A 13,365-nucleotide genomic window follows, 5' to 3' on the forward strand; every position below is an offset into this window, starting at 1 on the left:
TTTTTCGCGTCCCTTGCGATCGTCACACCCTGTTCGCCGGCGGGTTGTTGCGGGCGTCGAGCGCGGAGAACAGCAGCCCGAAGCCGGACGAGATGAAGGAGATGCCGAGGAATACGCCGACCGCCCACACCGCCGTGCCCGGCAGGCCGAGGATGAGGAACACGGCGAGTGCGATGTCGATGATGCCTGAGAGGATCACCAGCCAGAAGCGCGTCGTCGACAGACGGACCGCCCGGGCGATCGACAGGTTGAACAGGCCCGAGAGCAGGAAGAACGCCGCGAGCACCCAGGTCAGCGTGACGCTGCCGGCGAACGGGTCGGCGATGATGACGGCGCCGAGAATGACGCTGAGGACGGCAAGGAGAAGGTTTGACCAGAAGCCCGGCGCTTCCTTCGAGCGGAAGGCGGCGATTGCGCCGACGACACCGCCGAGGATCAAAAGCCAGCCGAAGAACAGCGTCGTCGCCAGCGTCGCAGCAAAGGGCACGAGCAGTGCCAGGAAACCGACGACGATCATCAGGCCGCCCTGGAAGGCATAATATTTCCAGTGGTCGTGGAGATAGCGCTGGACCGCCTTCACGGCCTCGCGCTGCTTGGCGCTGGCATTGATCGGATCACCCGTTCCCGGCTCGATCGACATCGTTTCATCCTCAACTCTGAACCCATCGGACATTCGAAGTCGGAACCGACGGTCACGCGATCGCGGCTTCGGCCGCGAGCAAACGGGATCCGACCTGGAAGCGTCCAGCCCGGACCATCGGCTTCCTCCACCGACAAGATCATAGCCGCAGGCCGATCTTTCCAGATGACGGCGCCGTGATCGAACAGAATTTTTGCCTCAGCCGTGGCGCGTGAGGCTCCGCGCCGTGTCGAGCAGCTTCTCGCAGAGCGTCTCGAGGCTCGAGCGGGCGACGTCGTCGGTCAGCCGGCCGTTCTCGTCGAAGCCTTCGGCCGCCCGCGGCACCAGACACTGCTGGGTCAGCACCTCGGCGCCGAGGGCGCGCAGCACGATACGCACCGCCTCGAGACCACGCAGCCCGCCGAAGCGGCCCGGCGAGGCCGAGGCGAGACCGACGACGAGGCCCTTGAAGGGCTGGACGGGGCGCTCCTGCACCTTCCGCACCCGGCTCGCCCAGTCGATGGTGTTCTTCAGAAGCGGCGGGATCGAAGCGTTGTATTCCGGCGAGACGATCAGGAGGGCGTCCTGCGCGGCAATGCGCTGGGCGATCAGCTGGGCGTTGTGCGGCACGCCCGTCTCGGCCTCGACGTCGCCGTCATAGATCGGCAGCGGATAATCGGCGAGATCGATGCGGCTGACGACGGCGTCGGTCACCGAGATCAGCCGCATCGCCTCCGAAGCGAGACGGCGATTATAGGAGCCGAGCCGGAGCGAGCCCGGCATGATCAGGACATTGGTGCTCAAGCGGCTACGTCTCCCGCGGCGCTCTGGCGGTCCTGATCGTAGATCCACACCCGCGCCGGCGGGATGTTGTTCCAGACCCGGCGGGAGGACTTGACGGTGAACACCCCCGGCACCGGCCGCACCGGCGGCGTCACCATGTAGGAAAGCTGGGTGAGGTTGCCGCCCGGCAAGAGCCGCTCGAAATAGCGCGAGAACAGCGCCTGGCGCGTCGACTGCGCCATGTTGACGATCGGGATGGCGAACAGGATGGCGGCGTATTTCGGGCTCTCGCCGACCGGACCGAGCGTCTTGTCGAGATCGAGACCGTCACCCTGGATGACGTTGACGCCCGGAAAGCGCTTCTTCAGCTTTTCGGCAAACTCGCGGTCGTATTCGATCGAGGTGATGCGCTCGGGTGCAACGCCCTGTTCGAGCAACGTCCTTGTGACGACGCCGAGGCCGGGACCGAGTTCGAGGATCGGTCCGTCGAGTTCGGTCGTGGCGTGCTTGACCATCATCCGGCAGTAGGACCGGCTCGACGGCGCCACCGCGCCCATCTTCGCCGGGCTGCGCACCCAGGTCGCCAGGAAGGGGAGCCAGTCGCTCTCGTGGGACTGCGGATTCGGTCGGCTCATGATAAACCCTCAGGACTCGAACAACGGGTCGTCTCGGAACGGGGCGGGTTGCCCGCCACACGCTGCATCGTCTGCTTCGCCACGATCGTTTCCGGCGGCATTGCCGCCCTCGCCGGTCGTGCATTGCCGGGCTCTCCGCCCGGGGACGGATCAGGCGGACCGATAGACGAGGACGCGCGCCGGCGGCAGGTTCCGCTTGATCCACGGGCTGAGCTCCAGCCGCGCGCCGATCCGCGCCGGCTTCACCGGCTGGGTCAGGGCATAGGAAAACTGGATGAAGGGCGCGCCAGGCTGCATCCGCTCGAGCGAGCGTCCGATGACCGTCTCGCGCATCTCGTCCGGCCGGGTGAACAGCGGCAGGCTGGAAACCACCGCCTCAAGAGGATCGACGCCGATCCACTGCGGCAGAGAAGCGCCGATCGAATAGGCGTCGCCCTGAATGACCTCGGCGTCCGGGAAGCGCTTCTTCAGAAGCTTGCAGAACTCGCTCGAATATTCGACGAGCACCAGCGAGCGCTCCGGTACGCCGCGGGCGATCAGCATCTGGGTGACGACGCCGGTGCCGGGACCGAGTTCCAGAACCTTGGAATTGGCAGAGAAGGCTGCGGGATCGGGAACATAGGCCGCCATAGCGCGGCCGAGCGCCCGCGAGGAAGGCGATACGGCTCCGGTGATCAACGGCCGCTGCAGCCACCCGCGAAAGAATCGCGCCTCGTCGCTGACCTTGATGCGCGGGCGCGCGGCTGCAGGTGATCGCCGCTGCGGTAGTTCGAGCACGCCTTTTCCTCCATCCCACCGGGAGACTCGCCGGACGATACGAGTCCGGCCTGTTGCGGGAACCGGCGTGTCCTGAACATCAGCCGCCGATACGAAACGGTATCTTGAAGATGGGGCGGCTCAGCCGTCGCTCAACCCTTCGAAGAATTCCTTCATCCGGGCGAAGAAGCCGCTGGATTGAGGCGAATTTTCCTTCGAGGAGATCCGCTCGAACTCCTCCAGCAGCTCGCGCTGCTGCCGCGAGAGGTTCTGCGGGGTCTCGATCGCCACCTGGATGAACAGATCGCCGGTCTGCTGCGAGCGCAGCACCGGCATGCCCTTGCCGCGCAGCCGGAACTGCTTGCCCGACTGGGTGCCGTCGGGGATCTTCACCCGGCTGGCATTACCGTCGAGGGTCTGGACGTCGATGTTGCCGCCGAGCGCGGCGGTGGTCATCGAGACCGGCACCTTGCAGAACAGATCGGCGCCGTCGCGCTGGAAGAACTCGTGCGGACGGATCGACAGGAAGATGTAGAGATCGCCCGCCGGCCCGCCCCTGAGGCCCGCCTCGCCCTCGCCGGCCAGCCGGATGCGGGTGCCGTCCTCGATGCCGGCGGGAATGTTGACGGAGAGGCTGCGCTCCTCGGGGAGCCGGCCCTCGCCGCCGCACTTGTCGCAGGGGTCGGTGATGACCTGGCCGCGGCCCTGGCAGTTGGGACAGGTCCGCTCGATCGAGAAGAAGCCCTGCGCCGCCCGCACCCGGCCGACGCCGCCGCAGGTCGGGCAGGCCTTCGGGCTCGACCCCGGCTTGGCGCCGGAGCCCGAGCACACGTCGCACTGGATCGTCGTCGGCACGCCGATCTCGGCGGTCTTGCCGGAAAACGCCTCCTCGAGGGTGATCTCCATGTTGTAGCGAAGGTCCGAACCGCGCTCGCGGCCGCCGGAGCCCTGCCGCCCGCGGGCGCGTCCGCCCATCATCTCGCCGAAGATGTCGTCGAAGATGTCGGCCATCGACGAGGCGAAGTCGCCCCTGAACCCGCCGGCACCGGCGCCGCCGTTCTGGAAGGCGGCATGGCCGAAGCGATCATAGGCAGCGCGCTTCTGCGGATCCTTCAGGACCTCATAGGCCTCGCCGAGCTCCTTGAACTTCATCTCGGCTTCGGCGTCGCCCGGATTGCGATCCGGATGGAACTGCATGGCGAGCTTGCGAAACGCACTCTTGAGCCCCTTCTCGTCCACGTCGCGGGCCACGCCGAGCATTTCGTAGTAATCGACCTTCATTCACGCTTCCATCAATTGTCGTGCCGGCCAACGCCGCGGCCGCGTGGCGTGCGACCGCCCGCCGCTCGTGCCGCCGAGCGATCCGGACATTCGTGATGGCCCGGGCGGCGCCGGACCTTGAACCGTAGATGCCATCGGTCATGGGCGGACGGAATCGCGACCGCCACCACAGATGGCGACATCTTTCGCAGCGTTCGATCGTCGCGCAAATGGTGTTCCGCGCCGGACTTCGCGCTGCAGACTGCCCGCTCATTTAGGAACGTTCGCTCGCCGATACCATAGGCCGCAGTTGAGGCATAGTCCGCCGGGCTTTGGGCGGCCGCCCCTCGGCGAAAGGCTCAGGCCGAGGCAAGACCCGGCCCGGCGCGGGGCGATCCCCCCTTGCGGGAACTCAGCATCCTGGCGCAGAGCGGCTCGAAGTAGATCCCGGAAAGCACCGCCACGACCACCGTCGCGAGCATCGGCAGGGTCCAGAAGACATAGAAGTCGATAACGTTCATCTGCCGCAGGCCGTGATACCAGACGACTTCGAGGAAGATGAACTCCATCACCGGATGGATCAGGTAGATGCCGAAGGCGACCCGCGTCACCGGCATCAGCGGCGCCAGCATCGCGGTCGAATCGGGCGCGGCGGTCTCGGCGAGCGCCGTCAGCGTCAGCGCGGCGATCATCAGCGGCATAACGACATAGTAGTCGCAGCCGGCCAGCATGGCGACGACGACCAGCGCCGTCGTCAGGAGACCGGGCCAGTGGCTCCTGACGTCGAGCAGCCGGCGCTCGACGACGACTGCCGTGGCCGCACCGATCATGAAATCGGCGAGCGCGCGATAGGCGCCCATGGAATCGGCGGTCATCCAGTGACCGCTTGGAAACCAGCCCCGCGCCGAGGCGATCTCGAGGACGCCGATCCACAAAGCGATGGCGGCCAGAAGCGCCGCGAGCCCGCCTCGCCTCAGAACGATCAGCACCAGCGGAAACAGCGCATAGCAGAAGAACTCCGCGCTGATCGACCAGGACGGATAGTTGAGCGCGAGCCCGTCGGTCGTCCCCAGCGCGTGCAGGAGCAGGAGGTGGAACGGCAGCGCCGCAAGGTCGTGCCGCCAGGGATAGTTCGGCGCGCCCATCGCAAAGGCGAGGAGCGCCACGGCGGCAAAGAATAGCGTGATGACGTAGTGCAGCGGCAAGAGGCGCGCCGCGCGGGCCCGCATGAACCGGCCATAGGAGGCAAGGTCGCCGACCCTTGCCTGATAGCGGGTCGTGATGAAGAAGCCGGAGATCATGAAGAACATGTCGAGCAGCGGCAGCAGCCGATAGAGCACGCTCGTTCCCGTCTCGACGCCGTAAGGCGCCCAGAACAGGAAATGATAGGCCATGATCAGGATCGCGGCGACGAAGCGCCAGCAATCGAAGATCCGGAAATACAAGGCAGGCCTCCGCCGAAGGTGCGGCGACTTTAATCGTCGCCACGGCGATCCATTGTTCCGCCGTTCATCGGCCGCCGCAACGAAATGCCGAATTTTCGGTTAAGACGCCCGCAACCGCAGGGAGACCAGCGCCCGGCTGACAGTATTGCCGGACAAGCTGGCGCAGACCGTTCGGCGCAACAGTGGATCCCGCGGCGGAGACTTATGCGAAGTCAGATCCGGTCGAGCGGACAGGGAACGGCCTTGCGGTCGCATTTGCGACGATAGACCCGCTCCCATCGCGACAGCCGGCCGCGTTCGACCAGCCTTGCGACGAGTTCGCGGAAGAACGCCTTTTTCTTCGGCTTCTTTTCCAGCCGCTTGAAGCGCTTCTTGTCGCGGCGGGTCATCGAACAGCCGATGCAGCTGCCATCCTCGCCGCGGAACTTGCAGACGCCGATACAGGGCGACGGCGCCTTGGCCCATCGTTTCGCCACGAACATCCTCTGAAAAGAGCCCGGCCAATTCGCCGGGACGGGAAAAGCAGGCGTCCGACCAAGGTGGACGCAACGCAGCGGATCGTCACTTTGACCCGGCGGATTTGGCTGCTATAAAGGCTGACAGTGATTGTCAAGTTTTTGAATGATTCCAGACTGGCCGGTGCGCATCAGCCGGAAAGCCGGGAATCCTCGACGGACGACCCGATGAGCGCAGCATTCGCCTATGCAGAACCGGCTTTCGCCGGTGCCGTGATTCTCCCCTTTCAGCGCGATGGCGGAACCTTCCAGTGCCCGACGGTGGCACAGCGGGTGCCGCAGCTCGCCGAGGAGGACGTCGTCCGGCTGAACCGCCTGCGCTGGTTCGCGCTGAAGAGCCGGCTGTCGCCGAAGCCGGACGTCGAGCGCGCCTGCCTCGTCCTGTCCGCCCAGGCGGAAGCGAGGATCGACGATCTCGCCAATATCTTCTTCCGGGCCCTCGACGAACACGCCAATCGCGAGCTCTCCCTCTATCGCCCCGGCGCCCGCCGGCCGTCGGAGGACGAGATCTGGCTGCTCCGCCTGCTCGATGCCTGGCGCGAGGGCGACCGCAAGGCCGGCTCCGCGCTGATCTCCTGGCGCGTCGGGCCTGAAGGCCGGCGCTGGCTGCGTTTCCTCGCCGAGGCATTCGCCAACCACCTTTGAGCCAGAAGGGGCCGGCATGGCAGCAATCGCGTCTCGACCCCCGGCTTCATCCCGCACGCCCCTGCACCCTCGCACGGACCTTGCCCGTCCGGCCGACGGCGTTCGCCTGCCAGGTTCCGGCATCAAGCTCCTCTTATCGGCGCGCTCCAAGGGCGGCCAGAACGCCGGTGGCACACGCCTGATGCCCAACAATCCGGGTTTGCGGAAACGGGTGTGCCATGTCCGGAAAATTCTTCGGGGCTCGGGGTACCATGTTCTTTAGAAGCGTTCTATTGTGGGAAACCAAGGACGCCGCAGGGCGTTTGCGATTCGAGATTTGAGAAAGGAGACTGCAATGGCTCTCGTGGCCGCGAAGATGGAACCGACCGCCAAGGAAGAGATCGTCGAGGGTCTGACCCAGGCGCTGGCCGAAACGGCCGTCGAGACGATGAAGGCGCAGAACTTCCATTGGAACGTCACCGGCATGGCTTTCGGCCCGCTGCACGAGCTGTTCCAGAAGATCTACGAGGATCACTTCGAGGGTCAGGACTTTCTCGCCGAGCGCATCAAGGCGATGGACGCCCATGCCGAGGGCCGGCTCAGCGTCTTCCTGTCGCGCAGCGCCATCACCGAGCATGACGGCAAGACCGACGCGAAGACGATGATCGAGGTCCTCCTGAAGGACCAGGAGACGCTGTCCTCGACGCTCTCGGCCCTCGCCGCCGTCGCCGACCAGCATGGCGACTGGGCGACCAACGACATGGCCACCGCCCGCATCGAGGTGCACGACAAGTTTGCCTGGATGCTGCGCGCCCATCTGCGCGGCTCGGCGGCCTGATCCGGGCCATTCCGGGGCACGGCCGATCCCCACGGGCGGCCGGGCGTCCCCGAGAATGTTGCGATGATTTCGAACCCCGCCGATGCCGGCGGGGTTTTTGCGTTCAGAGCGCGGCCAATTTGGGGATGCGCTCAGCCACGGGCGAGCGCCTTTTCCGCGGCTTCAAGCCCCCATTCGAGCAGCCTGCCGGCGGCCTCGCCGCTGGCCGCCTCGACATAGCACCGAAGCTCCGGCGCATTGCCCGAGGCGCGGTAATGCACCGTCTCGCCGGATCGAAGGGAGATCCGCAGCCCGTCGAGGTGGTTGACGTCGGTTACCTCGCCGATGGCCGAGAAGAACGCCTCGCGATAGGCCTGGTCGCCCGCCAGTCTTTCGAGAAACGGTGAGCTCTCGCTCGCCGGTACCTCTTGCAGGCGATGGGCCGCGGTAAACCCGGCATCGAGCCCGTCGACGAGCTTTGCCAGCGGCGTCTTCGTCGCGGCCATCTCGGCGAGGACCGCGATGATCGGCAGCAGGCTGTCGCGGGTCGCAAGGGCCGCGAGGCTGCGCCCCTCGCGCTCGACGTCGGAGCCGAGAAGCAGGCCGCCATTCGCCTCGAAGCCGACAATGCCGGGCTCGCCCGCCTTCGCGCCCTCCTCCATCGCCGCGATGACGAAGGGGCTGCCGACCCTGGTGCGCCGGACGGTCCTGGCGATCCCCGAACGCTCGATCGCCGAACTCGAGGTTACCGGCGTGACGATGGTCGACAAGCCGAGATGATGGGCGGTGAGGAGCCCGATGACGTCGCCCCGCAAGACCGTGCCCTCGGCATCGGCGACGAGCGGCCGGTCGGCGTCGCCGTCCGTCGAGACGAAAGCGTCGCAGCGCTTTTCCGCGGCCCAGCCCTTCAGGAGTTCCAGATCCTCCGGCCGGTGCGCCTCGGTATCGACCGGGATGAAGCTGTCAGCCCGCCCGTAGCGAAGCGTCTCGGCCCCGAGCCTCTCCAGCGTTTCCGCCAGGATGTCGCGGGCGACGGAGGAATGCTGGTAGACGCCGATGGTGAGACCCGTGAGGGCGTCCGGCCCGAAGAAGGCCGCGTAGCGCTCGATATAGGGCGTCACCGCGTCGAGGGTTTGGGCTGGTCGCTGCCATTCGCCGCGCGCCTCGAATTCGAGGAGATCCCGCTCGCCGAGGGCCGCGAAGGCCTCGAGGATGCCGGCCTCGTCCGCCTTGCCGATCTCGCCGGCCGGCGAATAGAATTTCAGGCCGTTGCGGTCGTCGGGAATGTGGCTGCCGGTGACCATGATCGCCGCGGCCTGGCGCTCCAGCGCGGCAAGAGCCAGCGCCGGCGTCGGCAACGCGCCGCAGTCGATCGGCTCGAAGCCGGCAGCCTCTGCGGCGGCGAGCACAAGCCCGGCGATCTCGGGACTGCTCGATCTGAGATCCCGACCGACCAGCAGCTCGCGCGACTTGCGTGCGAGCCCCGCCACGTCGAGATGGCGCAGGAAGGCGAGGCTGTAGCCGTAGCTCGGCCAGCCGAGGAGATCGCCGACGAGGCCGCGCAGCCCGCTGGTGCCGAATTTCAGGCTGGTCATGTCCGTCCTCGTCCTTTGCCTGCCAGAAGAGCGCCGCGCCGAGGCCCTCAGCTTCTGGCGTAGACGTCCTCGATGCGGACGATGTCGTCCTCGCCGGTATAGCTGCCGACCTGCACCTCGATGAGCTTCAGGTCGATCTTGCCGGGATTGTGCAGCCGGTGGACGCAGCCGATCGGCAGATAGGCCGCCTCGTTCTCGTGATAGAACTTCACCTCGCCGTCGATGGTGACTTCCGCAGTCCCATGGACGACCACCCAGTGCTCGGCGCGGTGGTGGTGACGCTGCAGCGACAGCCGGCCGCCGGGCTTGACGCAGATGTGCTTCACCTGAAACCGGTCGCCGATGTCGATCCGCTGGTACCAGCCCCAGGGCCGGTGGATGCGAAGGTGTTCGCCCGCCTCGCGCCGGCCGGCCTTCTTCAATTCGCCGACGAGGGTCTTCACCTGCGGTGCGGCAGCCATCGAGGCGACCAGCACCGCGTCATGGGTGGTGACGACGACGACGTCGTCGAGGCCGAGCACGGTGGTCAGCGTCTCTTCCGAGCGCACGAAGCTGTTGGTCGTCTCGATCGCCAGGACGTCGCCTTCGAGGCAGTTGCCGTTGTCGTCCTTGTCCTTCACCTGATGCAGCGAATCCCACGAGCCGATGTCCGACCAGCCGAATTCGGCGGCGAGCACGCCGCCCGCCCGGGTCTTCTCCATCACCGCATAGTCGATGGAGATCGTCGGCGAGGCGGCAAATGCGGCAGCATCCAGCCGGACGAAGTCGAGGTCGCGCGCCGCCCTGTCGACCGCCTCGCGGGCGGCGGACAGGACGTTCGGGGCATGGGCCTCGAGCTCGCCCAGCATCACCTCGATCGAAAAGGCGAAGTTTCCGGAGTTCCAGACATAGCCCTCGGCGATGTAGCCCTCGGCCGTCGCCCGGTCGGGCTTTTCGACGAAGCGCTCAATCGAGCGGGCGCCCTCTCCGAGGCTCTCGGCGCCCGGATGGATGTAGCCATAGGCCGTCGAGGGATGGTCCGGGGTGATGCCGAGGGTCATGATCCGGCCGGTCGCGGCAACGCTCGCTGCCTTGCGCACCGCCTCGCGAAAGCCCGGCTCGTCGCGGATGACGTGGTCCGATGCCAGCAGCAGGCAGACGCCGCCGATGCCCTGGCGTTCGGCCATCAGCGCGCCGACGGCGACGGCCGCGGCGCTGTCGCGGCGTTCGGGCTCGAGCACGATCTCGGCCTCGATGCCGAGCGCCGCCAGCTGCTCGGCGGTGATGAAGCGGAAGTCGTTGTTGGTGACGACGATCGGCCGGCCGAAGCCTTCGCCGACCACCCGGCGCATCGTCGCCTGGAAGGCCGACAGCCCGCCGTCGAGGAGCTGGATGAACTGCTTCGGCATCGTGTCACGCGACACCGGCCAAAGCCTGGACCCGGCGCCGCCGGCCATGATGATCGGGATGATGGTGGGCGATGCTGCCATGGAGAAATTCACCGCTTGTGGTTTCGGCCGGGTCAGACGGTTGCTGGCTCCCCCGCGGGGTCGGTGCAAGCCATACCGTCCTTCGCCGCGGCTTTCCATAGGGCGAGCATATCACGCGGCCCGCCGACCGACGGGCTGCACGCCGATCATGGTGAACGGGCGGCAAGCCGCCCGACGCGTCGCCCAAGCTCTGCACGCGCAACACCGATCACATTAATTTCCGTTGCGTAAGCAAAATGATCAGGGCTACCTTCCGGCCGCGATACGTCCCGGGATCGCTGCTGCCCGCCCGACCATGCGTGCCGGGCAGCGCGCAAATCCCTCTGGTGCTTCCACTGCGGCCGTGGCGAACCCGGCACGCTGCAGAGATTGGATCGTCGATGAGTGATCATGACCGACAGGGCAGGCACCGGCTCCTTCGCACGCATCCGCTTCACTCCCTTTTCCCGGCGCCGGCTTGCCCGAGCCGGCGACGCCTGCAACGCCCCTTCCCCATCCGTGAGGCCTGAACCGATGCCCAAGCACCGCAATGCCATCCTCGCCGGCACGGCGCTGTGTCTCTTCGTCGGCGCGTCGACGCCGCTCAAGGCGCAGCTCAGCGACGCCATCAACGACGCGATCCTCGGCGGCGGCCAGCGCCAGCCCCAGGTCGAGAACCCGCAGGCCCCCCCGCCCGCCGAGCAGCCGCCCGCAGCCGCAGAGCCGCCGGTGAGCGAACAGCCGCCTGCCGCAGCCGCTCCCGATCCGCAGCAGGATGCGCAGCCGGACCCTGCCGCCAAGGCGGATCCCGAACCGATCGCCCCGCCGGCCGCCGCCGAACAGCCGGCCGCCGCCGACGCCGACCCCAACTATTCGGGCGGTGGCCCGGCCCCGATGCCCGGCGCCGGCGCGCCGGTCCTCGCCCGGCTGACCAGCGGCGACGAACCCTCGCTCGGCACCGGCATCCGCCTCTCGCAGGAGGAGATTTCCAGCGGCAATGTCGGCTTCCGTCAGATGATGGAGATCGGCCGCCACCTGTTCACCCAGTCCTTCACCTCCGTCGAGGGCTATGGCGAGGGACCGACGGGCCCGCGCGAGCAGAAGCGCCACCAGATGAACGGCAACGGCATCGGGCCGATGGCCGCCTTTGCCCAGATCCCCTGGATGCGCGTCCATGGCCTCGATGCGCAGGCCTGCCTCGAATGCCACAACGTCGCTGGCTTCGAGACGCCGGCCGGCGGCGCGACTCCCGGCCGGACGGTGCGTCCGGACCGCGTCTCCGGCGCCGGTGCGGTGACTTCGGCGGCGATCATCAACCCGCTGCTCGAGCTGCCGGCCCCGAAATGGGTGGTCGACGCCTTTGCCGAGCGTGGCGTGACGGATCCCGGCAACATGTATGCCGTCTTCCTGCGCAATCCGCCGCATGTCTTCGGCGCCGGCTATACCCAGAAGCTCGCCGAGGAGATGAGCTTCGACCTTCTCTCCCAGCGCCGCGCGGCGATCGACCAGGCGGTGCAGAACCGCGGCCAGTGGTACGAGATCCGGCTGAACTCCAAGGGCACCAGCTTCGGCCGCTACCAGGTGCGCGTCGACCAGGGCGCACCTGCCCCTGGCGAACTCCTGCAGCCCTGCGGCAGCGAGCCCGGCCTGACCGAGCGCTGCGACCGGATCGAGGGCGTCAGCGAGGACTTCATCGTCCGTCCCTTCCAATGGAAGGGCATCGCCTCGAACATGCGCAACTTCGTGCGCGACGCGCTGAACTTCCATTTCGGCATGGTTCCGGACGAGCTGATCGCCCAGGGCGCCAATCCCGACCCCGATGGCGACGGCTTCGTCCACGAGGTCTCGATCGGCGAGGTCACGGCGCTGACGACCTTTGCCCTCGGTGCCCGCCCGCCCTCGGTCTTCACGCCGACGGACGCCGGCGAGGTGGCCGAGGTGGCGCGCGGCCGCAGCATCTTCGAGGGCCGCGCCGGCGGTGATCCGTCGGTCGCCTGCGTCACCTGCCATCAGTCGTCGAAGACCGTGCTGAACCCCGTCGTCCGGGTCCACGACCCGCGCCCCGACCAGGAATCGATGCGGATCGTCGCCCGGGAATCCTCCGGCACCGCCCCTGTCCTGACCGTCACCGAGAACGGTGTCGGCCTCGGCCAGGCGGCGCCGCGCGGCCTGCCGCTGCCGGTCGAGCAGGAGTTCCTCGAGGGCGGCCAGACCGCCGCCCAGGAACGGGCGGTCGCCGCGGCCGCAACGGCCAAGGAATCGACCGGCCGGCAGCTGCCGGCGGGCGCGGCCTTCGCCTTCAATCTCAACATGAACACGCCCTTCGAGGACCGCGTCTTCCTCGCCGCGCAGCCGCGGCTTGCCTCCGACGCCACCGGCGCCATCGTGGTGCCGCTGTTCTCGGACCTGAAGCGCCACAAGATGGGCCGCTGCCTCGCCGACGTCATCCATCAGCAGACCGACCGTGCCGGCGTCTTCGTGCCGCGGGACCAGTTCGTCACCCGGCCGCTCTGGGGCCTCGCCGATACCGGTCCCTGGCTGCATGACGGCCGGGCGCTCAGCATCCGCGACGCGATCCTGAAGCACTCCGACAATGCCTGTGCCGACAACGGTTCCGGCTATGTCAGCGAGGCGAACGCTGCGGTCGCCGCCTTCCAGGCGCTGCCCGAGGCGGATCAGAACGCCCTGATTGCCTTCCTCCACACCCTCCGGCTGCCCCGGGACACTGGCTTCGACGCCGTCGACCAGAACCGCTGAACGCCGGAGCCCGGCGGCCCTCCTTCCCGGGGTCCCGACCATCAGCACCGGACGACGCCCGACCCGAAATTCGCGGTCGGGCGTCGGCTTTTGCACCCCGCCCCGCCGGAT

The 13,365-nt window shown here is 67.5% G+C and carries 12 protein-coding genes; 3 read left to right on the plus strand and 9 right to left on the minus strand.

Annotated elements, in window-relative coordinates:
* Positions 1–22: 22 nt before the first annotated feature.
* The 7 genes from E3C22_RS20845 to E3C22_RS20875 all read right to left on the minus strand — a co-directional run bounded on the left by E3C22_RS20845 (position 23) and on the right by E3C22_RS20875 (position 5,980).
* Complete coding sequence (locus E3C22_RS20845; protein WP_134763819.1) at positions 23–640, minus strand: HdeD family acid-resistance protein; 618 nt, start codon at positions 638–640, stop codon at positions 23–25.
* Between the two features lie 198 nt (positions 641–838).
* Positions 839–1,423, minus strand: a complete 585-nt coding sequence (locus E3C22_RS20850; RefSeq protein ID WP_134763820.1) for an NADPH-dependent FMN reductase — start codon at positions 1,421–1,423, stop codon at positions 839–841.
* The gene (locus tag E3C22_RS20855) at positions 1,420–2,037 is read right to left on the minus strand and encodes a class I SAM-dependent methyltransferase (protein WP_134763821.1); all 618 of its coding nucleotides are present in this window, start codon (positions 2,035–2,037) and stop codon (positions 1,420–1,422) included. The genes E3C22_RS20850 and E3C22_RS20855 overlap by 4 nt, the downstream gene beginning before the upstream one ends.
* A 150-nt stretch (positions 2,038–2,187) precedes the next feature.
* Positions 2,188–2,814, minus strand: a complete 627-nt coding sequence (locus E3C22_RS20860) for a class I SAM-dependent methyltransferase (protein ID WP_245515122.1) — start codon at positions 2,812–2,814, stop codon at positions 2,188–2,190.
* Positions 2,815–2,934: 120 nt separating this feature from the next.
* A complete protein-coding gene (dnaJ, locus tag E3C22_RS20865) occupies positions 2,935–4,074 on the minus strand; it encodes a molecular chaperone DnaJ (RefSeq protein ID WP_134763822.1) in 1,140 nt (379 codons plus the stop codon).
* Between the two features lie 338 nt (positions 4,075–4,412).
* Positions 4,413–5,498, minus strand: coding sequence for an acyltransferase family protein (locus E3C22_RS20870; protein ID WP_245515123.1), 1,086 nt, complete (start codon positions 5,496–5,498; stop codon positions 4,413–4,415).
* A 212-nt stretch (positions 5,499–5,710) separates the two neighbouring features.
* Entirely contained in the window at positions 5,711–5,980 is a 270-nt protein-coding gene (locus tag E3C22_RS20875; protein ID WP_134763823.1) for a DUF1289 domain-containing protein, read from the minus strand.
* A gap of 201 nt (positions 5,981–6,181) precedes the next feature.
* On the opposite strand from E3C22_RS20875, the gene E3C22_RS20880 reads away from it, so the two are divergent.
* Together E3C22_RS20880 and E3C22_RS20885 are read left to right on the plus strand one after the other, a co-directional pair.
* Positions 6,182–6,658 carry a hypothetical protein gene (locus E3C22_RS20880; RefSeq protein WP_134763824.1) on the plus strand — a complete coding sequence of 159 codons (477 nt, stop codon included), beginning with the start codon at positions 6,182–6,184 and terminating at the stop codon, positions 6,656–6,658.
* 334 nt (positions 6,659–6,992) lie between these two features.
* Entirely contained in the window at positions 6,993–7,475 is a 483-nt protein-coding gene (locus tag E3C22_RS20885; RefSeq protein ID WP_134763825.1) for a Dps family protein, read from the plus strand.
* A 131-nt stretch (positions 7,476–7,606) separates the two neighbouring features.
* Here E3C22_RS20885 and E3C22_RS20890 read toward each other — a convergent pair whose 3' ends face one another.
* Positions 7,607–9,049 carry a phosphomannomutase gene (locus E3C22_RS20890; RefSeq protein WP_134763826.1) on the minus strand — a complete coding sequence of 481 codons (1,443 nt, stop codon included), beginning with the start codon at positions 9,047–9,049 and terminating at the stop codon, positions 7,607–7,609.
* 47 nt (positions 9,050–9,096) lie between these two features.
* Positions 9,097–10,518 (minus strand): mannose-1-phosphate guanylyltransferase/mannose-6-phosphate isomerase, encoded by a 1,422-nt coding sequence (locus E3C22_RS20895; RefSeq protein WP_134763827.1) that lies wholly within the window; start codon positions 10,516–10,518, stop codon positions 9,097–9,099.
* 513 nt (positions 10,519–11,031) lie between these two features.
* On the opposite strand from E3C22_RS20895, the gene E3C22_RS20900 reads away from it, so the two are divergent.
* The gene (locus E3C22_RS20900) at positions 11,032–13,254 is read left to right on the plus strand and encodes a di-heme oxidoredictase family protein (RefSeq protein ID WP_134763828.1); all 2,223 of its coding nucleotides are present in this window, start codon (positions 11,032–11,034) and stop codon (positions 13,252–13,254) included.
* Positions 13,255–13,365: the final 111 nt, after the last annotated feature.

The organism is Jiella endophytica (assembly GCF_004519335.1).
GTDB lineage: Bacteria > Pseudomonadota > Alphaproteobacteria > Rhizobiales > Rhizobiaceae > Jiella > Jiella endophytica.